This window comes from Lentzea chajnantorensis (assembly GCF_054300775.1).
The window spans coordinates 3,761,691-3,787,007 of the sequence record NZ_JBSDZT010000002.1; the positions used below are offsets into that span (position 1 = coordinate 3,761,691).

Annotated in this window: 26 protein-coding genes; 13 read left to right on the forward strand and 13 right to left on the reverse strand. The window is 70.8% G+C overall.

Translation table 11 applies throughout. The features are described from left to right. Positions 1 to 108: 108 nt before the first annotated feature. Positions 109 to 939, forward strand: coding sequence for a dienelactone hydrolase family protein (locus tag ACVDFE_RS19205; RefSeq protein ID WP_458431291.1), 831 nt, complete (start codon positions 109 to 111; stop codon positions 937 to 939). 73 nt (positions 940 to 1,012) lie between these two features. Here ACVDFE_RS19205 and ACVDFE_RS19210 read toward each other — a convergent pair whose 3' ends face one another. The 4 genes from ACVDFE_RS19210 to ACVDFE_RS19225 form a co-directional block, all read right to left on the reverse strand. Next, positions 1,013 to 3,535: an ABC transporter permease gene (locus ACVDFE_RS19210; protein ID WP_458431293.1), complete on the reverse strand. Its 2,523-nt coding sequence runs from the start codon at positions 3,533 to 3,535 to the stop codon at positions 1,013 to 1,015. Next, on the reverse strand, positions 3,528 to 4,319 hold the full coding sequence (locus ACVDFE_RS19215; protein ID WP_360396486.1) for an ABC transporter ATP-binding protein: 792 nt from the start codon (positions 4,317 to 4,319) through the stop codon (positions 3,528 to 3,530). The genes ACVDFE_RS19210 and ACVDFE_RS19215 overlap by 8 nt, the downstream gene beginning before the upstream one ends. Positions 4,320 to 4,503: 184 nt before the next feature. Further along, positions 4,504 to 4,989 (reverse strand): hypothetical protein, encoded by a 486-nt coding sequence (locus tag ACVDFE_RS19220; protein ID WP_458431295.1) that lies wholly within the window; start codon positions 4,987 to 4,989, stop codon positions 4,504 to 4,506. A gap of 46 nt (positions 4,990 to 5,035) precedes the next feature. Then, on the reverse strand, positions 5,036 to 6,013 hold the full coding sequence (locus ACVDFE_RS19225; RefSeq protein ID WP_458431296.1) for an LLM class flavin-dependent oxidoreductase: 978 nt from the start codon (positions 6,011 to 6,013) through the stop codon (positions 5,036 to 5,038). A gap of 39 nt (positions 6,014 to 6,052) precedes the next feature. Here ACVDFE_RS19225 and ACVDFE_RS19230 point away from each other — a divergent pair, with 39 nt between their 5' ends. The 5 genes from ACVDFE_RS19230 (at position 6,053) to ACVDFE_RS19250 (ending at position 9,810) form a co-directional block, all read left to right on the forward strand. Further along, positions 6,053 to 6,322 (forward strand): GNAT family N-acetyltransferase, encoded by a 270-nt coding sequence (locus tag ACVDFE_RS19230; RefSeq protein WP_360396228.1) that lies wholly within the window; start codon positions 6,053 to 6,055, stop codon positions 6,320 to 6,322. A gap of 74 nt (positions 6,323 to 6,396) precedes the next feature. Then, positions 6,397 to 7,347 (forward strand): MBL fold metallo-hydrolase, encoded by a 951-nt coding sequence (locus tag ACVDFE_RS19235; RefSeq protein ID WP_458431297.1) that lies wholly within the window; start codon positions 6,397 to 6,399, stop codon positions 7,345 to 7,347. Positions 7,348 to 7,588: 241 nt separating this feature from the next. Beyond that, positions 7,589 to 8,920, forward strand: a complete 1,332-nt coding sequence (locus ACVDFE_RS19240; protein ID WP_458431298.1) for a hypothetical protein — start codon at positions 7,589 to 7,591, stop codon at positions 8,918 to 8,920. Between the two features lie 24 nt (positions 8,921 to 8,944). Continuing rightward, positions 8,945 to 9,679, forward strand: coding sequence for a lysophospholipid acyltransferase family protein (locus ACVDFE_RS19245; RefSeq protein WP_458431299.1), 735 nt, complete (start codon positions 8,945 to 8,947; stop codon positions 9,677 to 9,679). Beyond that, the gene (locus ACVDFE_RS19250; protein ID WP_360396235.1) at positions 9,676 to 9,810 is read left to right on the forward strand and encodes a hypothetical protein; all 135 of its coding nucleotides are present in this window, start codon (positions 9,676 to 9,678) and stop codon (positions 9,808 to 9,810) included. Before ACVDFE_RS19245 ends, ACVDFE_RS19250 begins: the two co-directional genes overlap by 4 nt. A gap of 119 nt (positions 9,811 to 9,929) precedes the next feature. On the opposite strand, the gene ACVDFE_RS19255 is transcribed toward ACVDFE_RS19250, so the two are convergent. The 3 genes from ACVDFE_RS19255 to ACVDFE_RS19265 are packed head-to-tail and all read right to left on the reverse strand — an operon-like array spanning position 9,930 to position 13,025. Next, the gene (locus ACVDFE_RS19255) at positions 9,930 to 10,370 is read right to left on the reverse strand and encodes a response regulator (RefSeq protein ID WP_360396236.1); all 441 of its coding nucleotides are present in this window, start codon (positions 10,368 to 10,370) and stop codon (positions 9,930 to 9,932) included. Continuing rightward, entirely contained in the window at positions 10,367 to 11,869 is a 1,503-nt protein-coding gene (locus ACVDFE_RS19260; RefSeq protein WP_360396238.1) for a sensor histidine kinase, read from the reverse strand. The genes ACVDFE_RS19255 and ACVDFE_RS19260 overlap by 4 nt, the downstream gene beginning before the upstream one ends. 7 nt (positions 11,870 to 11,876) lie before the next feature. Next, positions 11,877 to 13,025, reverse strand: a complete 1,149-nt coding sequence (locus ACVDFE_RS19265) for a PP2C family protein-serine/threonine phosphatase (RefSeq protein ID WP_458431300.1) — start codon at positions 13,023 to 13,025, stop codon at positions 11,877 to 11,879. A gap of 65 nt (positions 13,026 to 13,090) precedes the next feature. Here ACVDFE_RS19265 and ACVDFE_RS19270 point away from each other — a divergent pair, with 65 nt between their 5' ends. Continuing rightward, positions 13,091 to 13,576, forward strand: coding sequence for a GNAT family N-acetyltransferase (locus ACVDFE_RS19270; protein WP_458434360.1), 486 nt, complete (start codon positions 13,091 to 13,093; stop codon positions 13,574 to 13,576). Here ACVDFE_RS19270 and ACVDFE_RS19275 read toward each other — a convergent pair. The 4 genes from ACVDFE_RS19275 to ACVDFE_RS19290 form a co-directional block, all read right to left on the reverse strand. Next, positions 13,511 to 13,981, reverse strand: coding sequence for a YkvA family protein (locus ACVDFE_RS19275; RefSeq protein WP_360396244.1), 471 nt, complete (start codon positions 13,979 to 13,981; stop codon positions 13,511 to 13,513). The two genes, ACVDFE_RS19270 and ACVDFE_RS19275, sit on opposite strands and share 66 nt — an antisense overlap. 2 nt (positions 13,982 to 13,983) lie before the next feature. Continuing rightward, positions 13,984 to 14,325 (reverse strand): hypothetical protein, encoded by a 342-nt coding sequence (locus ACVDFE_RS19280; protein ID WP_360396246.1) that lies wholly within the window; start codon positions 14,323 to 14,325, stop codon positions 13,984 to 13,986. Positions 14,326 to 14,482: 157 nt separating this feature from the next. Then, positions 14,483 to 15,226 carry an anti-sigma factor family protein gene (locus tag ACVDFE_RS19285; protein ID WP_360396248.1) on the reverse strand — a complete coding sequence of 248 codons (744 nt, stop codon included), beginning with the start codon at positions 15,224 to 15,226 and terminating at the stop codon, positions 14,483 to 14,485. After that, complete coding sequence (locus ACVDFE_RS19290; RefSeq protein WP_030468711.1) at positions 15,223 to 15,792, reverse strand: sigma-70 family RNA polymerase sigma factor; 570 nt, start codon at positions 15,790 to 15,792, stop codon at positions 15,223 to 15,225. Before ACVDFE_RS19290 ends, ACVDFE_RS19285 begins: the two co-directional genes overlap by 4 nt. Before the next feature lie 115 nt (positions 15,793 to 15,907). Between ACVDFE_RS19290 and ACVDFE_RS19295 the strand changes: the two genes are divergently transcribed. The 6 genes from ACVDFE_RS19295 to ACVDFE_RS19320 all read left to right on the forward strand — a co-directional run bounded on the left by ACVDFE_RS19295 (position 15,908) and on the right by ACVDFE_RS19320 (position 22,745). Continuing rightward, on the forward strand, positions 15,908 to 16,483 hold the full coding sequence (locus tag ACVDFE_RS19295) for a hypothetical protein (protein ID WP_458431301.1): 576 nt from the start codon (positions 15,908 to 15,910) through the stop codon (positions 16,481 to 16,483). 91 nt (positions 16,484 to 16,574) lie between these two features. Next, positions 16,575 to 17,285, forward strand: coding sequence for a DUF4142 domain-containing protein (locus ACVDFE_RS19300; protein ID WP_360396252.1), 711 nt, complete (start codon positions 16,575 to 16,577; stop codon positions 17,283 to 17,285). A 176-nt stretch (positions 17,286 to 17,461) separates the two neighbouring features. Next, positions 17,462 to 18,289 carry a 4Fe-4S domain-containing protein gene (locus ACVDFE_RS19305; protein ID WP_458431302.1) on the forward strand — a complete coding sequence of 276 codons (828 nt, stop codon included), beginning with the start codon at positions 17,462 to 17,464 and terminating at the stop codon, positions 18,287 to 18,289. After that, entirely contained in the window at positions 18,286 to 19,653 is a 1,368-nt protein-coding gene (locus ACVDFE_RS19310) for an NAD(P)/FAD-dependent oxidoreductase (protein WP_360396255.1), read from the forward strand. The genes ACVDFE_RS19305 and ACVDFE_RS19310 overlap by 4 nt, the downstream gene beginning before the upstream one ends. 249 nt (positions 19,654 to 19,902) lie before the next feature. Continuing rightward, positions 19,903 to 20,496, forward strand: a complete 594-nt coding sequence (locus ACVDFE_RS19315; protein ID WP_458431303.1) for a hypothetical protein — start codon at positions 19,903 to 19,905, stop codon at positions 20,494 to 20,496. An 11-nt stretch (positions 20,497 to 20,507) separates the two neighbouring features. Further along, the gene (locus tag ACVDFE_RS19320) at positions 20,508 to 22,745 is read left to right on the forward strand and encodes a type VII secretion system-associated protein (protein ID WP_458431304.1); all 2,238 of its coding nucleotides are present in this window, start codon (positions 20,508 to 20,510) and stop codon (positions 22,743 to 22,745) included. 118 nt (positions 22,746 to 22,863) lie between these two features. Here ACVDFE_RS19320 and ACVDFE_RS19325 read toward each other — a convergent pair whose 3' ends face one another. Continuing rightward, complete coding sequence (locus ACVDFE_RS19325) at positions 22,864 to 24,183, reverse strand: cytochrome P450 (protein ID WP_360396261.1); 1,320 nt, start codon at positions 24,181 to 24,183, stop codon at positions 22,864 to 22,866. A gap of 110 nt (positions 24,184 to 24,293) precedes the next feature. Next, positions 24,294 to 25,235 carry a beta-ketoacyl-ACP synthase III gene (locus ACVDFE_RS19330; RefSeq protein WP_458431305.1) on the reverse strand — a complete coding sequence of 314 codons (942 nt, stop codon included), beginning with the start codon at positions 25,233 to 25,235 and terminating at the stop codon, positions 24,294 to 24,296. Between the last annotated feature and the right edge of the window lie 82 nt (positions 25,236 to 25,317).

Sequence of the window (25,317 nt, forward strand, 5' to 3'; positions counted from 1 at the left end):
CAGCTGCGCTCGGTAACCATCCGACCGGACGAATCGGACGAGCCTACCGAGCGGTAGCGTTGGGGACGCCGTTTTGGTTCCCCTGCAACCAATTGAGGTGTATTCGTCGTGCGCATCAAAGTCGTTGTCGCGGCACTCGTCCTGGCCTTCGCCCCCACCGCCACCGCCACCGCGCTGGCCAACCCCCACGAACGCGGTCCGGCACCCACGGCCGCGTCGGTCGAGGCGTCGCGCGGCACCTTCGCCGTCACCCAGACCACCATCGCCCGCCAGCCGGACTTCGGCGGCGGCACCGTCTACACCCCCACCAGCGACCTCAAGTTCGGCGCTGTCGCCGTCTCACCCGGCTTCACCGCCACCCAGACGTCGGTCGCGCACTTCGGTCCCCGGCTCGCGTCCTTCGGGTTCGTGGTGGTCACCATCAACACCCTGTCCGGCTTCGACGACCCCGACAGCCGCGGCCGCCAGCTGCTCGCGGCACTGGACTACGCCGTCCGCACCAACCCCCGCGTCGACGCCTCGCGCCTGGCCGTGATGGGTCACTCGATGGGCGGCGGCGGCGCACTGCGCGCCTCGGTCTCCCGGCCCGCCCTGCAGGCCTCCATCCCGCTGGCCGCTTGGCACACCACGAAGAACTGGTCGGCCGTCGGCGTCCCGACCCTCGTGCTCGGCGGCCAGAGCGACCCGACCGCACCCAACTCGCAGCACTCGCTGCCGTTCTACACCTCGATGACCGCCGCACCGGACAAGGCGTTCCTCGAACTGCGCGGCGGCGACCACTCCGACCCGCGCAGCGACAACGTGACCGTCCGCAAGTTCACGCTGTCGTGGCTCAAGCGGTTCGTCGACGACGACCTGCGCTACGACCAGTTCCTGTGCCCGGCCCCCGCGCCGAACACCGCCATCAGCGCGTACCGCGACACCTGCCCGCACTCCTGACCCCGGTGGGCAAGGCGTCTGCAAGTACTGCCGACACGGTGGTCGGCAGTACTTGCAGACGCCAGAACAAGGATCACTCGTAGGCGATGGCGTCCAGGACGTTGAGCCGTGCGGCGCGGATGGCCGGCAGGATCGCCGCGACCACGCCGACGAACGCGGCCACCACCAGGTACTGGACCATCGTGGCCCACGGGAAACCGAGCTCGGAGATGCCCTGGTCCTTCAGCGCCTGCACGGTCGCGACGCCCAGCGCGAGGCCGACCGCGAGACCGAGGACCGCGCCGAAGACGGAGATCACCACCGACTCGACGGTGATCATCCGCATCACCTGCGAGCGCCGCATGCCGATGGCGCGCAGCAGACCGAGCTCGCGGGTCCGTTCGATCACCGACAGCGCCAGGGTGTTGATGACGCCCAGCACCGCGATGAGGATCGCGAGCGCCAGCAGGATCTGGATCATCAGCAGGACCGTGTCGAACTGCGAGGTCGTCTGCTTCACGAACGCGCTGCGGTCCTGCACGGTGATCTCGGGGTTGTCGGCGAACAGCGGCTCGACCCGCTTCTGCACGTCCGCCGCACTGGTGCCGGGGTTCACCTGCACGAACGCCTGGGCGACCCGGTCGGAGCGGAAGTTCTTGCCCGCCGACTCCGGCAGCACCAGCGCACCCTGCAGCACCTGGGACTTGGCCCAGATGAACCCGACCGTGAAGGTCTGCGGCTGCGCGGCCCTGGCCAGCTGCAGCGACACCGTGCTGCCGACCGTCCAGCCCTTCTCGGCCGCCATCTCCTCGGGCAGCGCGAGCTGGTCGTCCTTCAGCGGCGCGATCTCACCGGACTTCGGCTTCAGCGCGAACATCGTCGCCAGCGCGGGCACGTCGTTGACGCCGACCGCGAACAGCTGGCTGTCGCCCTGGAGCACACCGTCCTGCGACCAGCCGACGGCCGACTTCACGCCCTCGGTCCGTTCGACCTCCGACAGCACGTCCCGCGGGAACGTCGCCGGCTGGCCCTCCGCCTGGCCCTCACCGGAGATGATCAGGTCGGTCTGCAGCTGACCGGAGGCCAGCTTCTCGATCGACTTGGTCGCCGACGTCAGCACCACGCTCACGCCGGTGATCAGCGAGATGCCCACCATCAGCGCGGCGGCGGTGATGGCGGTGCGGCGCGGGTTGCGGGCGGAGTTGCGCCGGCCCAGCAGGCCCGGCATCGACCACGACAGCAGCCGGCCGATCAGCGACACCATCGGCCGCGACAGGATCGGCGTCAGCAGCGCCACGCCCACGAACGCCACCAGGATGCCGCCGAAGATCAACGACAACGACGCCTGCCGGAAGCCGAAGGCCAGTGCCGTGCCACCGGCGGCCGCGACCAGCGCGCCGGTGATGGTGATCTTCGTCAGCGGCCGGTCCGGCGTGGCCGCCTCGCGCATGGCCGCGACCGGTGCGATCCGCGACGCCCGCAGCGCAGGCAGGACCGCCGCGACCACGGTGACGACGATGCCGACCGCGAACGACGAGATCACCGCGGACGCCGGCACCCCGATGCCCGCGAGCTGCAGGTTCGTGCCGCCCACCGAGCTGAAGATCGTCGCCAGCAGCGCCCCGACGCCGACCCCTGCCCCGAGGCCGGCGATCGACGCGATGAGGCCGATCACGAACGCCTCCAGCACCACCGAGCCGATGACCTGGCCGCGGGAGGCGCCCATCGACCGCAGCAGCGCGAGCTCCCGCGTGCGCTGGGCGACGATGATGGAGAACGTGTTGAGGATGATGAAGATGCCGACGAACAACGCGATGCCGGCGAACCCGAGCAGCACGTAGTTGAAGAACTTCAGGCCCTCGTTGATCTGGTCGGCCTGCTCCTTCGCGAGCGTCGCACCGGTCTTCACGTCGTAGCCGGAGCCGAGCTTCGCGGCCACGGCGTCGCGCAGCGCGTCGTCGGACGTGCCGGCCGCGGCGGTCACGGTGACCGAGGAGTACGCGTCCTGCTTGCCCAGCAGCAGCCGCTGCGCCACGGGTTCGGTGAACGCCACGGACAGCTCGCCGCCCAGCGACTCGCGGCCACCGGCGTACTCGTAGACACCGGCGATCTTGAAGGTCTTCTTCGGCTCCAGCGTGAGCAGCCCGATCTCGTCGCCGACCTTGAAGCCACCGGTCGAGGCGAGGTAGGCGTTGACGACGACCTCGTCGTCGGCCGCGGGAGCCTTGCCGTCGCGGATCTTCTCCTGACCGGTGCCGGTCCAGTTGGTGCCGAACCGCGGTGCGCCGGAGGTCGTGATGACCTTGCCGTTCTTGCCGATCGGCCGCGCGGACCCCTGCACCTCGCCGACCGCGGACGCCACGCCCGGCACCGCCTTCACGTCGGCGATCGCCTGCGGCGTGAGCGGCTGGGGCTCCTTGCCCTTCTCCTGCTTCGGCGACACCGAGACGTCCACGTTGGCGAACGCCGACGAGAACAGGTCGGTGAACGACCGCTGCAGCGTGTCGGTCAGCACGAACGACCCGGACACGAACATCACGCCCAGCACCACCGCGAGCGCGGACAGCACCAGCCGGAGCTTGCGCGACAGCAAGCTCTTGATAGTGGCCTTAAGCATGTGGCACCACGACACCGTCGAGGTGCTTCATCGTCTCCAGGACCTCGTCGGCCGAGGGCGCCAGCAGCTCGCGGACGATGTGGCCGTCCTTGAGGAAGATGACGCGGTCTGCGTACGACGCGGCGTTCGGGTCGTGCGTGACCATCACGATCGTCTGCCCGAACTCGCGGGCGGACCGCTGCAGGAACGCGAGCACCTCGGCACCGGACTGCGAGTCCAGGTTGCCGGTCGGCTCGTCCGCGAACACGACCTCGGGCCGCGACACCAGGGCACGCGCGCAGGCCACGCGCTGCTGCTGGCCACCCGACAGCTGCGTCGGGCGGTGCGAGAGCCGGTCGCGCAGGCCGACGGTGTCGATGACGACGTCGAACCACTCCCGGTCGACCTTCTTGCCGCCGATGGCGAGCGGCAGCGTGATGTTCTCCTCGGCGGTCAGCGTCGGCAGCAGGTTGAACTGCTGGAAGATGAACCCGACCTGGTCGCGCCGCAGCTCGGTGAGCCCCCGGTCCTTCAGGCCGGTGACCTTGGTGTCACCGATCCACACCTCGCCGCGGGTCACGTCGTCCAGCCCCGCCAGGCAGTGCATCAGGGTCGACTTGCCCGACCCCGACGGTCCCATGATCGCGGTGAACCGCGACCGCTCCAGCTCGACGCTCACCCCCGCGAGCGCGGTCACGGCGGCGTCGCCGGACCCGTATTCCTTCCACACGTCGACGGCTCTCGCCGCGACTCCATCGGACGTGCTCACTGTCTGTCCCCTCCTGTGGGATTTCTTGCGCACCATCTTCGACGACGCGGCGTACCGGAGGGTCAGGTCTTCCCCTGAGATCAACCCTGAACCAGTGTGCCCCCACACCTCAGCACCGGCATGCTGAGAGAGCTCTCAGCCCCGGCGGGTGCGCGTCATCGCGTGGTCGCGAGGGGAACGGTATTCCACAGGCGGCACAGTGTCTTCCGCCTTCGGATGACTAGGCGGTCAACTTCCGTCGCATGGGGACGGTGGGTTCCATCCGCCACGAAACCAGTTCCACCCGCAGGCCTTCGCACAGCGCGTTCGCGGCGAGCCAGTGGTCCACGTCGCCGAGGTAGGCGCTCGCGGGCCGCGGCCAGCGGTCCAGCCACCGCCCGAACGCGGCGTTGAGCGCGATCGGTCCGCCCGGCGGGCGCACGCCCAGCACGAGCACGGGGTCCTCCCCGGTGACGAACCCGGTGGCGGTCTCGTGCACGCCACCGAAGAGGACCCGGTCCGCGCCCACCTCACGGGCCTTGTCCGCCACCGCGAAGAACGCCGACCCGCGCCCGGAGGCCCGCACCACCAGCTGGTGCGCGCCGAAGTCGGTGTCGAGGAACTCGTCGGCGCACGTGCCGTCATCGGCCAGCACCAGCACGTTCGTGCCGCCGGGGAGTGCCCCGACCTGGTCCGGGTGCGTGATGCCGATGACGGTGATGCCCACGGGACAGATCCTGACCGGCCCGTGTTAAGCCTTGGCGCCGTTGGTGTTAAACAAGTTTCGGCAGCACCTCGGCACCGAAGAGCCGGATCGTCTCGATGACCGACTCGTGGGGCATGCCCCCGATGTCCACCATCACCAGGTGCGTGTCGATGGACAGCGTCCGCGCCAACGCGTTCAGCCGCGCCGCCACCTCGTCGGGCGTCCCGCAGACCGCGGCACCCTCCATGATCTCGTCGACATCGATGTCACCGTCACCGCGCCACGGGTCGGCGAACCGCGCGTACTCGGCCAGGTGCGGCCGCCACCGCTCGCGCGCGTCGGACTCCGCCACGAACACATGGCTGGGCACCCCGACGCGGCCGGTGGGGAAGCGTTCGCGGTAGCGCTGCACGACGTCTTGGTAGATCGACGGGTCGCGCAGGGTCGAGGGCAGCATCAGCGGCATCTCCAGCTCGGCCCCGAGGTCGGCCGACACCGCCGATCCCGACCCGATCCACACCGTGGGGCGCGGCGTCTGCACCGGCCGCGGCGTCGTCGTCACCTCGGTCAGCTGGCCGCGGAACCGCCCGTCCCAGCTCACCTCCGGCTCCTCCAGCAGCTTGAGCAGCAGCCGCAGGTGTTCCTCGAACCGGGCCCGCAGCTCACCGGGCTGCACCCCGAACGCGGCATCGGTCTGCTGGTCCACCCCGCGCGCCACGATCAGCTCCGCGCGCCCGCTCGACAGCACGTCGAGCGTCGCCAGCGCCTCGGCCACCAGGACCGGGTCGCGGTGGGCGAGCAGCGTGACGCCCGTGGACAGCCGCAGCGTGGTCGTCCGCGCCGCCACGGCCGACAGCAGCAGCTCGGGGGCGGACACGATGTAGCGGGTGAAGTGGTGCTCGCCGATCGCGACGCCGGCGAACCCCGCCTCCTCGGCCACCACCGCCTGCTCGACCATCGCCCGCAGCCGTTCGGCCTGCGGCACCTCCCGGCCCGTGCACGGGTTGGGCAGGTGGTCGCCGAGGATCAGCAGGTAGACGTCCATGACGGACATTTTTCCAGCGCGCGGGGTTAGATGGTCGACATGGTCACCGACAACCGGGCGGAGAGCCGCTACGAGGTCCACGTCGACGGGAAGCTCGCGGGCTTCCTGGAGTACCGGGACGTGGGCGGCGTCCTCGCGCTCGTGCACACCGAGGTCGACGACGCCTACGCCGGGCAGGGCCTCGGCGGGCAGCTCGCGAAGTTCGCACTGGACGACGTCCAGGCCCGCGGGGTGAAGATTTCGCCCCTGTGCCCGTTCGTGGCGAAGTACATCGACAAGCACCCCGAATACCGTGTTACCGTCCGGTAGATAGTTGCGAGCGCTAACGATCGGAGTGAGCGGGCGTGTGGAGTGAGCCGGGCGCGTTCGAGGTGGCACCAGGTGTGCACCGCATTCCGCTGCCGCTGCCCAACGACGGCCTGCGTGCGGTCAACGTGTACGCGGTCGAGGACGGCGACGGCCTGGTGATGATCGACTCCGGCTGGGCCCTCGACGAGGCCCGCGACCAGCTGGAGGCCGCGCTCGGCACCCTGGGCAAGGGCTTCGAGGACATCCGCCGGTTCCTCGTCACGCACGTGCACCGCGACCACTTCACGATGGCGGTGTCGCTGCGCCGGACGTTCGGCAGCAAGATCGGCCTGGGCCTCGGCGAGCAGCCGTCGCTGCGGCACATGCTGCACGGCCAGGAGGACCAGCACGTCTCCGACCTGCGCAAGTGGGGTGCCGGCGAGCTCGCGGAGACGTGGGTCAAGATCATGCACAGCGTCGACCGCGGCGAGGCGCTGCGCGACTACGAGGAACCCGACGAGTGGCTCACCGCGTCGACCCTCGACCTGGAGCACCGCAGCCTGGAGGTCATCCCGACGCCGGGACACACCCGCGGCCACGTCGTGTTCGTCGACCACACCGCGAAGGTCCTGTTCTCCGGCGACCACGTCCTGCCGCACATCACCCCGTCGATCGGCTTCGAGCCGTTGCGCCCCGAACTGCCCCTGGGCGACTACATGACCTCGCTGCGGCTCACGCGCGGGTTGCCCGACCTCAAGCTCCTGCCCGCGCACGGTCCCGTGACCGACAGCGTCCACGCCCGCGTGGACGAGCTGCTGAGCTTCCACGAGCAGCGGCTGGAGGAGATCGGCAAGGCCGTCGCGGGCACCGCGTTCGAGACCGCCCGCAAGATCGGCTGGACCCGCCGGCAACGCCGGTTCGACGACCTCGACATGTTCAACCAGGTGCTCGCGATCGGCGAGACCGCCGCGCACCTCGACGTCCTCGTCGAACGCGGCGAACTGACCCGGACGGAGTCCGGGGGCGTGTTCGAGTACCTGTCCTGACGGCGGAGGGCCTGAGGGAGTTTCGGGCAAGAGCGATGACCAAACGGGCATTCCTCCATTTTCGCTTCATTCTTCTCGACGGGGAAACTACAGTCGATACCACGAGGTGAGGTGACTCACCAGCTTTCCTCGACGGAACCGCGTCAATGGTCCTCGGGCTTTGTCGTGAATTCCGCCGGCGTGTGGCGCACATCTTTTGTTTTTCGACTCGTCGTGTTCCAGGCCCACGGTGGAGTTTGCGATGATTGGTCTAGCGGCATCGGGAGCCGTCGCACGGGCAGACGAGTGGGTGTTGCGGCGCCTGCCCACGGCGGCCTGGGGTGCCGGGAAGAGCGCGGCGGCGGCCGAGGACCTCGTGAGGGAGCTGAGCTCGGAAGTGCTCGCCGGCCTGCCCGAGGTGGCGGAGGTCAGCCGGGACGAGGCGCGGCGCTTGCTCGTCGGCCTGGGGTTCTGCGGCAGCGCGGTGGCGCGGTTCGCCGTGGAGACCGGGCAGGAGGTCGAGCAGGCGTTCGGGCACCTCCGCGTCGGGCGGTCCGCGTGCGCGTTCCGGCGCTACTACGCCGACCTGGCGGAAGCGTCCGGAGCCGGGCATCCGCCACGCCAGGCTTTCGCGTCCGTCGTCACGTGGAACGCGCCCACGGTCGTCGTGAGCGCCGACGGCATGCCGGACGTCCGAATCGCATCCGCGTACGGCGACGGAAGAACGAGGACCTGGACGGGCACGAGCGACGAATCGAATCTTTGGAGGCTGTTCAAGAAGAGCGTCGCCCTCGGTGCCGCCGCCAACGAGTCGCTGTCGCCGCTGATCTCCGGTGAGGTGGAGGTGGAGTCCCCGGAGTTCGTCCGGCGGGCTCTCCTCGCCGCGGAGCTGATCGACAGGATGCGCGAAGAAATGCGCTCGTTCACCGTCAGGAGGCCGACCGGCGGCGGTTCCATGTCGGTCGAGGTCTTCATGGGTGAGATCCGCCAGTACGGCGTTCCCTGGGACCCCGGGGCGGAGGCCCCCAGCGGTCCGCACGAGGCGGAGTGGCTCAAGCGCGACATGATGCTCGGTCAGCGCTCGCCCGAGTACGTGGACCAAGTGCGCCGAAGGTATCCACAGCTGCTGGAAGGGGATGTGCGAGGCGTCGAGGACGCCCTCCGGTCCCCCTCCCTGGAACAGGTCGTGCGGCGGGCCTGCCTGCGCCACCTCTCCTCCGACCACGACAGCGGCGGCAGCCGGCGGGCTCAGGTGCTGTCCGGCGTGCTCGCGGTACGGGCTGTCCACCGTGCGGCAGGCCTGTGCGCCGCCGCGCACCTGGGCCTGGCGAGGAGGTTCCTCTTCGTCCCCCGGCGGCGTTCGGCACCGGCCGGCGAGCGCCCCGGCCTGGAGGTGACCGCGGTGGCCAACGACGCCGGCATCACGGGCATGACCGAAAGCGTCGTCAAACGACTGACCGAGCGCAGGCTCGAACCCGTTCTCGACGACGTCGTCGGGAGAGCGGGAGAAGCCGAGCTGAGCCAGGCGCAGGCCGCACTCGACCGGTGCACCCGCCCCGCGGTCACGATCGTCGATCTTTCCGTCAATCCCTGATCCGTCCCGGGCTCGCGTGCTGGAATGGCGGGCGTGACCCCGCTCGAGCTCGCCGCCTGGACGTGGAAGATGCCACGACGAGGCAGAGGTTTCTGGTTCTCCCTGGCCATCGACGTCCTGTGGCCGATCGTCGTGCTGTTCGTCCGCCTGCGCGTGCGGGGCCGTCAGCACGTGCCCGGCACCGGTGGCGTGATCCTCGCGTTCAACCACCTGTCGAACTCGGACACGGTCGCCGCCGTCGTCTTCGCGCTGATGTCGGACCGCGTCCCGCGCATCCTCGCGAAGGCCTCGCTCTGGCGCACGCCGCTCTTCGGCCGGGTCATGCGCTCAGGCGGCCACATCCCGGTCGAACGGGGCACCGTCAAGGCCGCCAGGGCGCTGCGCCCGGCCGTGGAGGCGCTGAAGGCGGGGGAGTGCGTGATGGTGTTCCCCGAGGGCAGGTTCACCGACGACCCCGGCAACTGGCCGATGAAGGGCAAGTCCGGCGTCGCGCGGATGGCCCTGGAGAGCCGCGCCCCGGTCGTCCCGGTCGCCGAGTGGGGCACCCAGGACCTGCTGCCCAGGGGCACCGTGCTGCCGCGGTTGCTGCCGCGCAAGCGGGTCGAGGTGGTCGCGGGTGCGCCGGTCGACCTGAGCGACCTCTACGACCGCGAACTGACCGCCGAGGTGCTGGACGAGGCGACCGCGCGGGTGATGGATGCGATTGCGGTCACGTTGTCCGGCATACGTTCCGGGGAACCGGGTAGCCGAAGGACATGACTCTGCCCAAGGAAAGCATCAGGCCCGGCGGCGACGGCTTGTGGGCTTCCGTGATCCCGGAACCGCGCGAGGAGCAGCAGTGGGTCGTGCAGGCGGACGACGACCCGTTGATCGTGCTGAGCGTCGACTGACCGCCGGCGACGGACCCGCTACCGCCCAGCTCTGGTGGGCTCGGCGGAGCAGGCAGCCCCGTGGACCAGTCCCGCCAGAACGGCGGGGCTGCCCGCGCTGTCCGGGAAACCGCCCGTGATCAGCGCGGCAGCTTCACCACGGTGACGAAGAAGTCGTCGATCTGGCGCACCACGTCGATGAACCGGTCGAAGTCCACCGGCTTGGTCACGTAGGCGTTCGCGTACAGGCTGTAGCTGCGCAGGATGTCCTCCTCCGCCTCCGACGTCGTCAGCACGACCACCGGGATCGACCGCAGCTCGGCGTCCGCCTTGACCTCGGCCAGCACCTCGCGGCCGTCCTTGCGGGGCAGGTTCAGGTCCAGCAGGATCAGGCCCGGCCGCGGCGCGTTCGCGTACTGGCCCTCGCGGCGCAGGAACTCCAGCGCCTCCACACCGTCCTTCACCACGTGCAGCTGGTTGCGGATCTTGTGGTGCTCGAACGCCTCCTGCGTCATCAGCGCGTCGCCGGGGTCGTCCTCCACGAGCAGGACGTCGATCACGGTCAGCGGTGCCTCGTTCATGCGGTTTCCTCAGGCAGTGCGTCGGTGGCGGGCAGCGTGAACTCGAAGCGCGTACCGGAGTCCACACCGGTGTTCAGCCAGATGGTGCCGCCGTGGTACTCGACGATCTTCCGGCACATCGCCAGTCCGATGCCCGTGCCGGGGTAGGCGTCCTTCGGGTGCAGGCGCTGGAAGATGACGAAGATCCGGTCAGCGTACTCCGGCTCGATCCCGATGCCGTTGTCGTGCACCGAGAACCTCCACATGTCGCCGTCGCGTTCCGCCGCGATGGTGACGACCGGCGGGTCCTCGCCCCTGAACTTCAGCGCGTTGCTGATCAGGTTCTGGAACACCGCGCTGAGCAGCGTCGCCTCGCCGCGCACCGGGGGCAGGTCGGCGACCACGAGGGTCGCGCCGGTCTCCTCGATCCGCTCGGAGAAGCTGTCCTCCAGCTGGCGCACCACCTGGTTGAGGTCCACCATCGTGCGTTCGCGGGTGATGCGGCCCACGCGGGAGAACGCCAGCAGGTCGTTGATCAGGCCCTGCATCCGCTTGGCGCCGTCGACGGCGAAGTCGATGTACTGGTCGGCGCGCTCGTCGAGCTGCCCGCCGTAACGGCGTTGCAGCAGCTGGCAGAACGACGCCACCTTGCGCAGCGGTTCCTGCAGGTCGTGCGAGGCCACGTAGGCGAACTGCTCCAGCTCGGCGTTCGAGCGCTGCAGCTCCGTCTTCGCCGCCTCCAGCGTCGCCAGCTCCTGCACGATGCGGTGGCGCATCGCGTTGACGTCGTCGCCGAGCATCACCGTCTCGCGCGGGCCGTGCACGTCGATGCGGCGCTGGAAGTCGCCGTTCGCAACCTCCCTGACCTGTTCGGCGAGGCTCGCGAGCGGACCGATCAGCATGCGGTGCAGCAGCGCCGACAGGCCGCCGATCACCGCGACCAGCAGCACGCCCATGCCGATGACCAGCCACAACACCACGTTCGCCGCGGCGCTCAGGTCCTGCCTGGCCTGCCGGCCCAGCTCGCCGATGTCGGTCTGCAACCCGGCCAGCTCGGCGCGGATCTGGTCGAACAGCACCTTGCCGCGCTCGATGTCGCTCGGGCTGCCGGGACCGGACAGCTGGACCGCGGTGATCGTCAGCTCCGCGTACTCGGCACGCCACTGGCCCGCCAGCCGGCCGATGCGGTCGAGCCGGCCGCCGGGGTCACCGACGTGGTCGCGCACCCGCTGCGCGGCCTCCCGCTCGGCGTTCTGCCCGTCGAGGTAGGGCCGCAGGAAGTCGTCCTCACCGGTGAGGACGAACCCGCGCAGGCCGGTCTCCTGGTCGAGGAACGCCCGGTTGAGGTCCTTCGCCTCCCGCGCGGCCGGCTCGACCGCGTCGACCGCGCGCTGGCGGGCCGTCGAAAGCGAGTCGAGCGCCACCACGGTCGAGGAGATCGCCACCGCCGTCATCACGAGCAGCACCGTGACGATGACGACCAGCATCCGGCTGGCCGGCATCCGGTCGGACAGTTTCACGTGAGCTTCACCTGGGGTCTTTCAGCAGCAGGACGGCCATGTCGTCGTCTAGTTCCCCGCCGTTGAGCCGGGTAACCTCCGCGATCACCGGATCGAGCCACGACGCGGTGCCGCGGCGCAGCTCGTCCTGCATGATCTCGCACAGGCGCTCGACACCGAGCCGGTCGGTGTCGTCGGGCACCCGGCCCTCGATCAGGCCGTCGGTGAAGCACATGAGCGACCAGCCGGGCGGCAGCGGCACGTCCACGCCGGTCCACGCGTAGTCGGGCAGCACGCCCAGCGGCACGCCGATCTTCGACTGGGGCAGGTCCACGATCTGCTGACCGGCCACCAGCAGCGGTTCGGGGTGACCGGCGAGGAAGTAGCGGGCCGAGCGCCGGTCCGGTGCCACGGTGACGGTGCAGGCCGTGGTGAAGATGCCCTCACCGTGCCGCTCCGCGACCAGCACCTGGTCGAGCGTCCGCAGCACCTTCTCCGGCGGTTCGCCCGCGAGCACCAGCGCACGCCACGCGATCCGCAGGCAGACGCCCAGCGCGGCCTCGTCGGGGCCGTGGCCGCAGACGTCGCCGATGATCGCGTGCACCGTGCCGTCGGGCAGGCCGACCGCGTCGTAGAAGTCACCGCCGAGCAGCATCCGCTGGCCACCGGGCTGGTAGCGGACCTCCAGGTCCAGGTCGGAGCCCTTGAGCAGCGGGGGAGGGAGCAGGCCGCGTTCCAGGCGGGCGCGTTCCTGGGCGACCAGGGTGGCCTCGCGCAGCTTCTGCTGGGCGTCGTCGGCCCGGCGCCGTTCGACCGCGTACCGCACGCCGCGCAGCAGCAGCTCGCCGTCGACCTGACCCTTGACCAGGTAGTCCTCGGCACCGGCCGCGACCGCGTCGATGCCCTCGCCCTCGTCGTCCAGGCCGGTGAGCACGATGATCGCGGGCGCGCGGAGTATGCCCAGCAGCCGGTGCAGGCCGTTCAGGCCGTGGGAGTCGGGCAGGCCGAGGTCGAGCAGCACGCACTCCGCGTCGGCCAGCAGGGTCTCCGCTTCGGCCAGCGTGCGGGCACGCGTCAGCTGGAATGGCGCGTTCGCCTCTTCGAGGAGCGCCTCGACGAGGACCGCGTCACCATCGTCGTCCTCGACCAAGAGGACGCGCACGGTCTTGGTTCGCATCACGTCGGACTTTAACGCGATTCGGCTGCGCGGTCGGTGTCCGGCCTACCAGGATGGCGGGCGTGTTGATCCGCCTCGCCCAACCAGCCGAACTGCCGTACCTCCAGGAGATCGAAGTCGCCTCCGGCGAACCGTTCACCGACGTCGGCATGCCCGAGATCGCCGCCGACGCCCCGATGTCGCTGGAAGCCCTGGCAGAGCACGAGGTCTGGGTCGCGGTGGGCGGCAGCGGGGTGCCCGTGGCGTTCATCGCGGTCGGCCCCGTGGACGACGCCACCCACATCCACCAGGTGAGCGTCCACCCGTCGTGCGCACGGCAGGGCATCGGCGCGGCGTTGATCGAGCACGTCACGCCGGCCGACCGCGCTGTGACGCTCACGACGTTCCGCGACGTGCCGTGGAACGCGCCCTACTACGAGCGGCTCGGGTTCCGGACGGTCACCGAGCCGTCACCGGGGCTCGCGGAGCTCATGCGCGAGGAGGCCTCACGGGGCCTCGATCCCGCGACCAGGGTCGCGATGGTCCTTCTCCCAGCGCACGAACGTCCCTGACGCCACCGACAGGCTGCTGAGCAGCCACACCAGCACCCCCGCGTCGTCGGTCACGCCGATCACCGGCAGCAGCTCCGGCACCAGGTCGATCGGCGAGACCAGGTACACCAGCGCCACCGCCCACAGGGCGAGCTGGTTGCGGGGCAGCCCCCGGTACGCGCCGCTGCGCCAGGCCTTCCACAACCGCGGGAGGGCCTTGGCGCGGGTGATCGGGTTGCCGACCGGCCCCGGCAGGCCCTGCGCGCGCCTGCGGCGGTAGCGCACGACGCCCAGGGCCAGGAACACCAGGCCCAGTGCTGTCATCACCCAGCCGACCGGCGTGGGGCTCAGGCCACCGAGCGGCGCGTCGCGCAGCAGCAGGATCAGCAGGCCGGACAGGGAGATGAACGCTCCGAAGACGACCATCGCTAACTCGGCTCCTGGAACAGCATCGTCGGGATGGACTTCGGCGGCTGCCGCTGCGGTTCCGGCTGCGCGAAGTCGAACACCTGCTCCGGTGCCTCCTCCGCGGGAACCTCCTTGACCACCGGCTTGCGCGCCGCCTTCACCGGTGGCGGCGCGGACACGTCGAGCGCCTGCCGCGCCTTGGAGATCCAGACCTTCTGCATCGCCTCGTCCTTGCTGCCGGCCGCGGACGCCGCGAGTCCGGAGAGGACACCGCGGATGCGCGCGACCAGCGCGGGATGCCGCCGGACCGCCTGCCACACCGCGTGATCACCCGGCAACCGGGCCGAGACGAGCTTCGTCACCTGAGCGCGCAGCTCCGATGTGGACAGATCGAGCCAACGCTCGACCGCTGACGGGCCAATCGCCACGTGCACAGCCTCCCCGAGAACGACAACCGCCCCCACAGGATCTCACGGATCGAGCGGGGGCAGGTGGTCCGGGCGCTTTTCGCCGCTCGGGTCAGGAAGCGACGACCTCGAGCAACACCTTGCCGTTCTCGTCGTGGATGCGGAAGGTGGCGATCTCGTGCCACCGCATGGCCACGTTCGCCTGCAACCGGATCGTCTTCTTGTCGCCGGCCACGGGTTCCGGTGCGAACCAGGACGTGACCTGGGCGACGCGGCCCGCGCGGCCGACCGCGACGAGCGAGCCCTTGGACGGGCCGGACATCCCGCTGACCTCGATGTCCATCGACGTGCCCCACGGCTCGTCGGACGCGGTGATCTTCGTGAACACACCGCTGTTCGGGTCCTGCTGCTGCACCTGCATCGACGAGTCGGCCTGGTTGTTGGCCACCCGCGTCTGCGAGGTCGACGTGCTGGGGTTCTGCCCGCCCCCCGCCTGGTTCGACCCGTCGTCGCCACCGACGACCAGCGTGGTGACCACGGCGGTCACCGCGATGACACCGGCTGCCGCGGCGGCCACGCCCTGCGCGATGAACCACCGCCTGCGCTTGCGCCGGGCCGCCACCGCGTCGAGCATGACCCGCACCGACTTGCCGTCCGGGCGTTCCGGAGCCGTCCCCCTCAGCATCCCGCCCGCGTCGGCCTCGTCGATGAGGTCCGGCACCACCGCGAAGTCGCGCAGGTCAAGAGCACACCGCCGACATTCGGTCAGGTGGTTCTCGAACGCCTCCACCTCATCGGCATCGAGGATGCCGAGCACGTAGGCGGCGACGTCGAGGTGGTCTGGTGCCGTTGTCACCGCGTCTCTCCCCGATCGTGCAACGCACGCCGCAACGCACGCAGCGCGTAGTACACCCTCGACTTGACCGTCCCCGGTGGCACGCCCAGTGCCGCCGCGGCCTCACCGACGGTGCGGTCCCGCAGGTACGTTTCGAGAATAGCCTCCCGGTGCTCCTCGGAGAGACCGTTCATCGCCTCGGCGACGACGATCGCCGCGAGGGTGCGGTCCTCCTCACCGCCCGAGGGCGACTCGTCCGAAGGGGTCAGTTCGAACTCCTGCGGACGGACGCTCCGCTTTCGCCTGTCGTCGATGACCAACCGCCTTGCCACCGTGAACAACCACGACCGCAGGAGCACGGGGTCACGTTCGAGCTTCTCGGCGTTGCGCCAAGCCCTGACCAGTGTCTCCTGCACGATGTCCTCGGCCCATTGACGATCATGGCCGGTCAACCGCATGCAGTGTCCCAGCAGGGCGCTGCCGAATTCCTCGTACAGCCGACGGATCAACTCTTCTTCGAGAGATCCCGGTCTTGGTGATTGTTCGTCTAACTCACGTTGACGTCTATGCCGCGCCACGGGGGACATCCTTGCCCCATCAACCGTCTCAAGTCGAGAGGCAAATATTCCTCACGAAGTTCGTGAACCGTTGCCGGATCGTGTCCGTACTCCTCGGTACCCAAGCCGAGAAAGGACCCTGCCGATGCGACGTGGACAGGCCGTCACCGCCCTGGCGGCACTGGCTCTCAGCCTCACCGCGTGCGGCAGCTCGCAAACGCCCGCCACCACGCCCGATGGCGGTCTCAAGGCCGCACCGGCGGACCTGAGCAAGGTCACGCTGCTCGCGGTGGCGGAGTCCGCGCAGGTCGGCTGGCACGTCACCGACGGCGACGGCCTGCCGCTCTACCGGTACGACAAGGACACGCCCAAACCCGCGAAGTCCAACTGCGAGGGTGAGTGCGCGAAGGCGTGGAAGCCGGTGAAGGCCGACAACGACCCGATGGCCGCCGGCGTGGACCCCGGTCTCATCGGGACCGTGACCAGGTCCGACGGCACGAAGCAGCTCACGATCGCCGGGTGGCCGCAGTACACGTTCGCCGAGGACGAGACGGCCGGTGACCTCAAGGGCCAGGCCAAGGGCGGCGTGTGGTTCGCCACCGCCCCCAACGGCGCCAAGATCACCGGCGGCAAGGCCCAGAACAACGCGAAAACCGGTACGACCGGTGCCACGCCGACGGCGCCACCGCCCTCGTCGTCCGCGGCCGCACCCGGTTATTGACCTCGTGCCGATCCCCGGAACCGACTCCCCGAACCAACTTCCTGAACCAACTCCCAGAACCAACTTCCTGGACAACGAGGACTTCAAGACGATGACCAGAGCCCTCGCCACCGTCTTGGCGATGTTGTTCCTGTTCTCCGGCGGTGCGGTCACCGCGTCCGCCCAGCCCGCGGACACCGGGGGAACGGTGCAGGCCGAAGGCGGCCCGTTGACCGCGAACGACCGGGACCTCCTGGTGAAGGTGCGCCAGGCCGGTCTGTGGGAGATGCCGATGGGCGAGCTCGCCCAGACCAAGGCGCAGAACCCGCGCGTGAAGGTGGTCGGGAAGCAGCTGATGCTCGACCACATGAAGCTGGACGAGGCGGTGAAGAAGCTCTCGGCCCAGCTGAACGTCCCGATCCCCGACCTGCCCAGCGCGGCGCAGCAGTCCTGGATGGACGAGCTGAACGGCCTGGAGGGCGCCGCGTTCGACCAGGCGTTCGCCGACCGGCTGCGCGCGGCGCACGGATCGGTGTTCGCGTTCGTCGCGAAGGTGCGCATCCAGACCCGCAACGACCTCATCCGGCCGTTCGCGCAGGTCGGCATCGACGTGGTGATGAAGCACATGACGTTGCTGGAGAGCACCGGCCTCGCGGGTGACGCCGCGTTCGCCGAGCCCGTGCCCGCCGGCGGCATCATCAACGCGACCCTGGCCTCCGGTGAGGGGCCGAACATGTGGGTGATCCTCACGGTCACCGCCGCGGGAGTGGTCCTGACGATCCTCCTGCTCCGAGTCCTCCGCCCGCGACGGCCGGTGCGGTGAGCCTGCAAGACCCCGTCTGAGAACGGGAAACGGAGGTGGTGTCCCCAGGTAAGAGGCACTCCAACGCGGACCTGTTCCCACCCGCCCGGCCCTGCTGTGCCCACTCCTGCACCGCAGGACCGGGCGGGTTCCCGCGAGAGTTTCACCCGTTCGGAGTTCGTTCGGAGGAAGTGTTGTTGTCCAGCCAGATTCCGCTCCTGGTGGCCCAGGCGTCCGAGTTCGACTCGGGCCTGAAGAAGATGGCCCAACTCTCCGCCAGGCTGGCTTACGTCTTCATGTGCGCGACCTTGTCCTGGGGCGTGCTCATCGCGACCGGGTGGGCCGAGAAGCTCACCGGCCGGGAAGGACTGAAGAACGGGCACATGGTGCTCGCGTCGCTCGCCATCGCGTTCGGTGCGGTGCACGCCTTTGCGTTCACGTTGCTGCAGAACGGGGCGTTCAGCTACGTCAAGCTCATCCTGCCCTTCGTCGACGGCGGCCTCTTCCGGCACGCCCTCGGCATCCTCGGACTGGAGGTCATGGCCGCTATCGCCATCCTGGCGTCCATGCGGCACAAGGTCTTCTACCGCAAGTGGCTGCGGTTCCACCAGACGGCGTACATCGCCGTGGCGATCACCGTTGTGCACTCCTGGTTCGGCGCCATCGCGAACGGCAACCTGGCCGTGCTGTGGCTCGCCGGTCTCACGATCCTCGTCCCCACCGCGACCCTCGCCCTGGCGCGGTTCCTGCCCCCGGAGGTGCTGATGCGCATCGGCATGCTGGAGCCCGAGCGGGGCAAGGAGCCCGGCATCGGCGAGGGCGACGCGATGGACGTCAGCGTCAACAACGAGAAGTGCCACCGCTACGGCACCTGCCAGGCGGAGGCCCCCGACGTCTTCCAGCTGATCGAGGACAACCGCCTGACCTACAACCGCCGCCCGCCGGAGGAGCACTTCGCCCAGGCGCGGTCGGCCGCCCGCGCGTGCCCCATGCGCGCGATCGAGATCAGGGAGCGAGTGAAGTGAGCGAGCGGATTGTGGTCGTCGGCGGCGGACTCGGTGGAGTCCGCTCCGCGGAACGGCTGCGCGAGATGGGCTTCGACGGCAGGATCACGATCCTGTCGGCCGAACGCCACCTCCCGTACCACCGCCCATGCCTGTCCAAGCAGATCATCACGGGGGAGTGGCACCCCGACGACTCGCTGCTGTCGTACTCGGGCGACCTCGACGCCGAGTGGCGCCTCAACTCCCCCGCGCTGCACCTGGACCCGAAGACGCAGTCCGTCTGGGTGCCCGGCGGTGAGGAGATCAAGTACGACGGCATGATCATCGCCACCGGCGTGGACGCCAGGGCCATGGGCGGGGCGCCGCGCCACGACCCGCGGGTGCACGTGCTGCGCACGCTGGACGACGCGGTCGCGATCCGCAGGAACATCCGCCAGTCGCAGGGGCTCGTCGCCGTCATCGGCGGTGGCTTCATCGGCTGCGAGCTCGCCTGCTCCGTGCGGCACATGGGCCGCGACGTGGCCCTCATCGTCCGGTCGCCCGCGTTGCTGGGCGGTGTCGTCGGCGACGACATCGGCAAGAAGATCACCGAGGCGCACGTCGAGCACGGCGTGCGGCTGGCCACCGGCGTCGGCATCAAGCACTGGGTGCGCCAGCCCGGCGGCATCGGCATCCACCTGAGCGACGGCCAGGTGTTCTTCGCCTCCTGCGTCGTGCTCGCCGTCGGCGCCTCGCCCGCTGTCGACTGGCTGCGCGGCTCCGGCCTCGTCATCGAGGACGGCGTGCTCTGCGACGCGACCAACCACGTCGTCGGCGCAGAGAACATCGTGGCCTGCGGTGACGTGGCCCGGTGGCCGAACCTGCGCTTCAACGGCGTCGTCCGCCGCGTCGAGCACTGGCTGAACGCGGTCGAGGGCGGCCGCGCGGCAGCCGAGAACCTGTTGGTGGGCCGCAACTCCGCCAAGCCCTACACGCCGGTCCCGCGGTTCTGGACCGAGCAGTACGGCATGCGCGTGCAGGGCGCGGGCCTGCCCGTGCTGGGCACCGACACCACCGACGTCAACGGCCTGACCGGTTTCATCGCCGACGGCAAGCTCGTCGGCATCGTCGGCCTCGAACAACCCGGCAAGATCATCACCGAGACGCCGGAGCTGTTCCGGCAGAACACCGTGGACCTCAGCCGTCCGGTGTGGACCCAGCCGGCCGAGGAGACCCCGCAGCCGCTGCCCACCACCCAGATCCCCGTTCCCGAACCAGTCGCCGCCCGCGCATCGTCGGTTCCCCCGTCGGTCTCGTCGTCGACGTCCCCGCCTTTGCAGCGGCGGAGGCACTCGCGGTCGAGGCCGGAGATGGTGCGCTCGGGCGGAGGACGCGCGAGGCCCTAGATCCGAGGCCGGCCCCACCGGTACAGGGCAAGCGGCGACGAGCGACTCCGACGCGCCGCGCGGCCAGGTGGCGGACCAGACGCCCGCGGCGTGCGCTCGTACCGCGCCGGTGGGGCCGGCCTCGCCCTCTCGCGTCCACAGCGGTGTGGCGGCCCGGCGGGCTCCCGGGCCGCCACACCGGCCTTTCCAGTCCCGCGGTCAGGTGGAATCCACCACTGGGCCCGCCGGTGCCCCGATAACGTCGTCGCCATGAGCGATCCGCCGGTGCGCAACGAGATCGGAACCGTCAACGGCGTCGCCCTCCAGGTGGGCACGATCAACGGCCCGGTCACCGTGCACGTGCCACCCGAGGTGCCCGAGGACGATCCCGGCGCCGACCCGCTCGTGGTCGACGTGCGGCTGCGCAACCTCGACTACGTCTCCCTCACCGACGGCGACCGGGTCGTGGACGTGCCGGCCAGCGGCCACTCCGTGCAGCTGATCATCACCGGCGTGTCCAGGACCCCGGTGGTGCTCGCCGAGCTGCGGGTCGAGGTGCTCACCAGGACCGACCGGTCAGGGCCGCTGAACCGGCACGCCGCCGCGGTGCCCCGCCGCCGGTTCGAGGTGCTGCTCGACGCCACGCCTCCACGGCTGCGTGCGCTGGGGGACACCGACTTCCCCTACGAGGTCGGCCTGCACGAGTCGGAGGCGTTCGACCTCAAGGTCGTCACCGAGCAGGGCGACGTCGAGTGGGTGCTGCACCTGGACTGGGTGTGCGGGCGGCGCAGCGGGTCCCTGCGCGTCGGGCTCGGGCACTGGCCGTTCCGCACCGCCGCCCGCTACCCCGGGGCGGTGCGGTGACGGGAGGTCGCGTGTACGTGCTGACCCACCCCGTCCGGGTCGTGCCGGTGGTGGTCGAGGACCCCGCGTTCGCCGGCGTGGTCGAGGTCAGCACCCGCACCCACATGAGCGCGGTCATCGCTCCGGGACCGGTCACCGGGCCGGTGGCCGAGCACGTCCCGCTCACGGGGCACAACGTCGTGCTGCGGGTGCGCGGCGCGGTCGTGGTCGAACGGGTCGGCATCGCGCAGGTCCTGGAGCTGCCGCTGGACGCCGACGGGGTCAGCCTGGTCCACAACCACCACACCGCGCCGCTGACACCGGACTTCGTCGAGGAGGTGGTGCGGTCGGGCGCCGCGTACGCGCCGCTGGCGGCTCCCGACGTCGAGGTGGACCTGGACCGCGGCACCACGCGCGGACTCGACGGCGCCACGACCCTGCCGTTGCGGGTGGCGGCGGGGGAGGTCGCCGAGCTGGTGCTGGCCCCGGTGACGAACGTGGTCGACCTGGTGCGGTGGACGCTGGTCGTGCACCTGCGCCGCGGCGAGGACACGGCCGCGGTCACCGCCGGGCTCGCGGTCACCGCGGAGACCTCGATGGGGAACGGTGCCACCGGGGAACGTGCCGCGGTGCAGGTGTTCTACCCGGACCACTGGCACCGGGGTGCCACGCGGGAGGACGTCGTGGCACGGCAGGGGGCGGCGGAGTTCTACGCCTTCGCGGCCCACCTGACGGCGGACGGTTCCGGGTTCGTCCGCTTCCCGGAGCTGGACGGGGACCCGGAACCCGCAGAGGCCACCCGGCTGTGCGCGGAGGCCGACCGGATCGCGGAGGAGGGCGACCGGGACGCCGCGCTCGCCGCGTACACCGCGGCGGCGGAGGCCGGCAGCGGTGCCGCCGCGTTCCGGCTGGGCCACCTCGCCGACGTGACCGGGGCCGTCGAGGACGCCGTGCGCTGGTACACCCTCGCGGCGCGGCGGCAGTTCCGGCCCGCGTTCAACGACCTCGCGGCGCTGTACAACCGGCTCGGCCGCCTCGACGAGGCCGAGCACTGGTACCGGCGGGCCGTCGAGGTCGGCGACTGGGTCGCGGTGAGCGGGCTGGGGGTGGTGCTCGTGCGGCGCGGTGCGCCCGAGGCGGAGGCCGTGCTCCGGATGGCCATGACCACCCCGGCCGGCGAGGCGATGGTCAGGACCACCGGCGACGAGTACGCGCACCGGGTGCGGCAGGCCGCGGCCGTCGCGGCGGGTCTGCTGGGCGACCTGCTGGTGGCGCGGGGCCGCGTCGACGAGGCGGCCGAGGTGCTGCGGGAGGCGGTCCGCGGTGGCAACGCACTCGCCGCGCACTCGCTCGGGCAGCTGCACCACGACCGCGGCGACCTCGACGCGGCACGGCGGTGGTGGCGGGAGTCGGCCGAGGCCGGGTTCCCGTTGAGCGCCCACCACCTGGGCCGGCTGGCCGAGGAGGAGGGGGACGCCGCCGAGGCCGAGCTCTGGTGGCGGCGCGCGGCCGCGGCGTTGCCGGCGACGCTGACCCGCGGCACCTTCGCCCTGGACGGGGAGCACGGGGTCAGCTTCGTGATCGGCGACCTCGCGGAGTCCGGGGAGGTGCTGGCCGCGTACGCGCTCGGCATCCGGTTGCGCTACCGCGGCGAGGCCGAGGAGGGCGGCCACTGGCTGCGGCTCGCGGCGCGCGCCGGTCACCGGGCCGCCCGCTACGAGCTGTCCGACGAGCCGGACTGGACGCAGGTGGCCGAGGTCCACCTGCTGGAGCCGCACCGGCTCGCCGTGCGGCAGGACGGCTGGTACCGCCTGCCCGACCCCGGCTGGACGGCGGGCGCACCGGTGCCGGTCGACGCGCTCGTGGGCGCGTACGCGGTCGACGGGGACGGTGGGCTCGGCCCGTTCCAGCCGAACCCGCTGTACGTGCCGCAGACCAGGGCGCTGCCGACCGATCCGGTGCACGCACTGCTGAGGCGGGTCCTGACCGACGAGACCGCCGGTGCGCGGCTCCTCGGCCTGCTCGCCGGCACCGTCGTCGAGATCGCCACCGACGAGCGGGGCCACCTGCGGCTGCTGCGGTCCCCGGACGGCCGGCCGTGCGTCGCGGTCGTGACGGCGGAGCTGCACAAGCGGCGGCTGCCCGCGGTGCGGTGGCACCGGGTCGTCGGCGACCGGCTGGCCGAGGTGGTCCCGGACGAGGTCGAGATCCTGCTCAACCCCGGTGACACCGCTCAGCTCCTGCTGCTGACGGCCGCCTTGCGCCCATGACCGGCACGGTCCGCGTCGGGCACGGCGCACCGGAGGTGGTCACGGCCGGGAGCCGAGCGGGCACGCGCAGGCGCAGGCGCAGTCCGAACAGGACACCGGCACGACCGCCCGCCGTGGCTCAGCTGAGCAGCTCGTGCGCCGACGTCGTCGGTTTGCCGGGGTGGACCGGCAGCGACTCCAGGCCGTACACGATCGACAGCCTGCGGAACGCGAGCGCCCCCGGTTCGACGGCCAGGCGCATCTGCGGGAACCGCCGCACCAGCGCCGGGTAGGCGATCCGCAGCTCCATCTTGGCCAGCTCCGCGCCGATGCAGCGGTGGGCGCCGTAGCCGAACGCCAGGTGCTGGCCCGCCGCGCGGGACGGGCAGATCCGGTCGGGGTCGGAGTACACGTCGGTGTCGCGGTTCGCCTGCGACAGCGAGCACACGACGATGTCGCCCGCCTTCACCCGCGTGCCGGCCACGTCGACGTCGCGGCGGGCGATGCGCGGGAACGCGACCTGCACGACCGTGTGGTGCCGCAGCAGCTCGTCGACCAGCGAGCTCACCGCCTTCTCATCACCGTGGACCTGCTCCATCAGCTCGGTGGAGCGCAGCAGTGCGAGCGTGCCGAGCGAGATCATGCTGGCGGTGGTCTCGAAGCCGCCGGTGAGCAGACCGTCGGCGAGGCCGGCGAGCTCGTCGTCGTCCAGGTCGTCGCCGTGCTTGCGGATCAGCTCGCCGAGCAGGCCGTCGCTCGGGTTGGACCGCTGTGCGCGCACCAGCTCGCGGAAGTAGACGATGGACTCCGACACCGCCGACAGCGACGCGGTGGCGGCGCCGGCCAGGTCGAAGCGGGCGACGCTGCGGCGCTGGAACTCCTCGCGCTCGCTCAGCGGCACGCCGAGGAGCTCGCAGATCGTCAGCGCGGGCACCGGCAGCGCGAAGTCCTCGACCAGGTCGACGGCGCCGTCCTTCATCGACATCAGGTCGAGCTGGTCGGCGACGATCTGCTCGATCCGCGGCACCAGCCGCGACAGCCGGCGCATGGTGAACTCCGGCGTCAGCACCTTGCGCAGCCGGGTGTGCTCCGGCGGGTCGCTGAAGCCCAGGCCACCCGGCGCCTCGTCGGCGAACAGGCCCAGCTCCTTGAGGTGGCCGAAGTCGTTGCTGAACGCCTCGACGTCGACGAGCACCTGCTTGGACGCCTCGTGGCCGGTCACCAGCCAGACCGGCACGGGCAGTGGCAGCCTGGTCACCGGGCCGTGCGCGTGCATCCGCGCGAGCTCCGGGACCGGGTCCACACCGTTGCGGCGCAGCGGGGCCAGCACGCGCGAGGGCACGAACCACGACGACTCCAGGTCGAAGCCGGTTCGGCTGAGCCGGGCGAGCAGGCGCCGTCCCACCCACTCGGTCAGTCGGGAGCGCACGTCCGTGCCCGACCGCAGCATCTGCTTCATGAGACGGTTTCCCTTCGGCGGCAAGGGGGCTGAGGGATCGGACAATAGCGACAGGACCGTGCGCGTGTCGTCATACCTGAGATCTAGTACCCAGGTAGGTACGCCCGTTCTCAGGGAGTGGTGACGACCTGGCCGGCCCACGACAGCCCGCCGCCGAAAGCGAAGAGCAGCACCGGAGCACCCGAGGGCAGCTCGCCGCGTTCCGCCATTTTGGACAGCGCGAGCGGGACGGAGGCCGCGGAGGTGTTGCCGGAGTGGACGACGTCACGTGCGATGACCACGTCATCGGACAGGTCGAGCTTGCGGGTGAGCGCCTCGACGATCCGCAGGTTGGCCTGGTGCGTGACGACGCCGGCGAGGTCGGTGGTGGCGATGCCCGCCCGCTCGCAGGCCTGCCTGGCGATCGCGGGCAGCTCGCTGGTGGCCCACCGGAACACGGCCTGGCCCTCCTGGGCGAACCGCGGCTGCCACTCGTCGACGAGCCGGACGGCGCCGCTCCTGGTCGGGTCGGAGCCCCACACCACCGGGCCGACCGCCGGGTCTTCCGAGGCGCTGAGCACGGCGGCGCCCGCGCCGTCGCCGAGCAGGATGCACGAGCTGCGGTCGGTCCAGTCGACCAGGTCCGACATCTTCTCGGCGCCGACCACCAGCGCGTGCCGGGCGGCACCGGCGCGGATGGTGTGGTCTGCGGTGGCGAGCGCGGTGCAGAAGCCGGCGCAGGCGTTGTTGAGGTCGAACACGACCGCGGAGGGGATGCCGAGCCGGGCGGCGACCTGGGCCGCTGTCGACGGGCTGCGGTCGATCGCCGAGCACGTGGCCACGATCACCTGGCCGATCTCGGCCGCCGGCACCCCGGACGCGGCGAGGGCCTTGGCGGCGGCCGCGGCGGCCATGTCCGTGACGGACTCGTCGTCGGCGATGCGGCGCGTGGCGATGCCGGTGCGCTGCAGGATCCACTCGTCGTTCGTGTCGACCATCTGCTCCAGGTCGGCGTTGGTCAGCACCCGTTCCGGCTGGTGGTGGCCGAACGCGACAACACGGGATCCGGACAAGGTCAGCTCCTTCAGCAGGCGGGTCGCCGGGAATATAGCAACCGATCGGTCGGTAGCTGAAGGGCCTGTGATCATCGTCGGC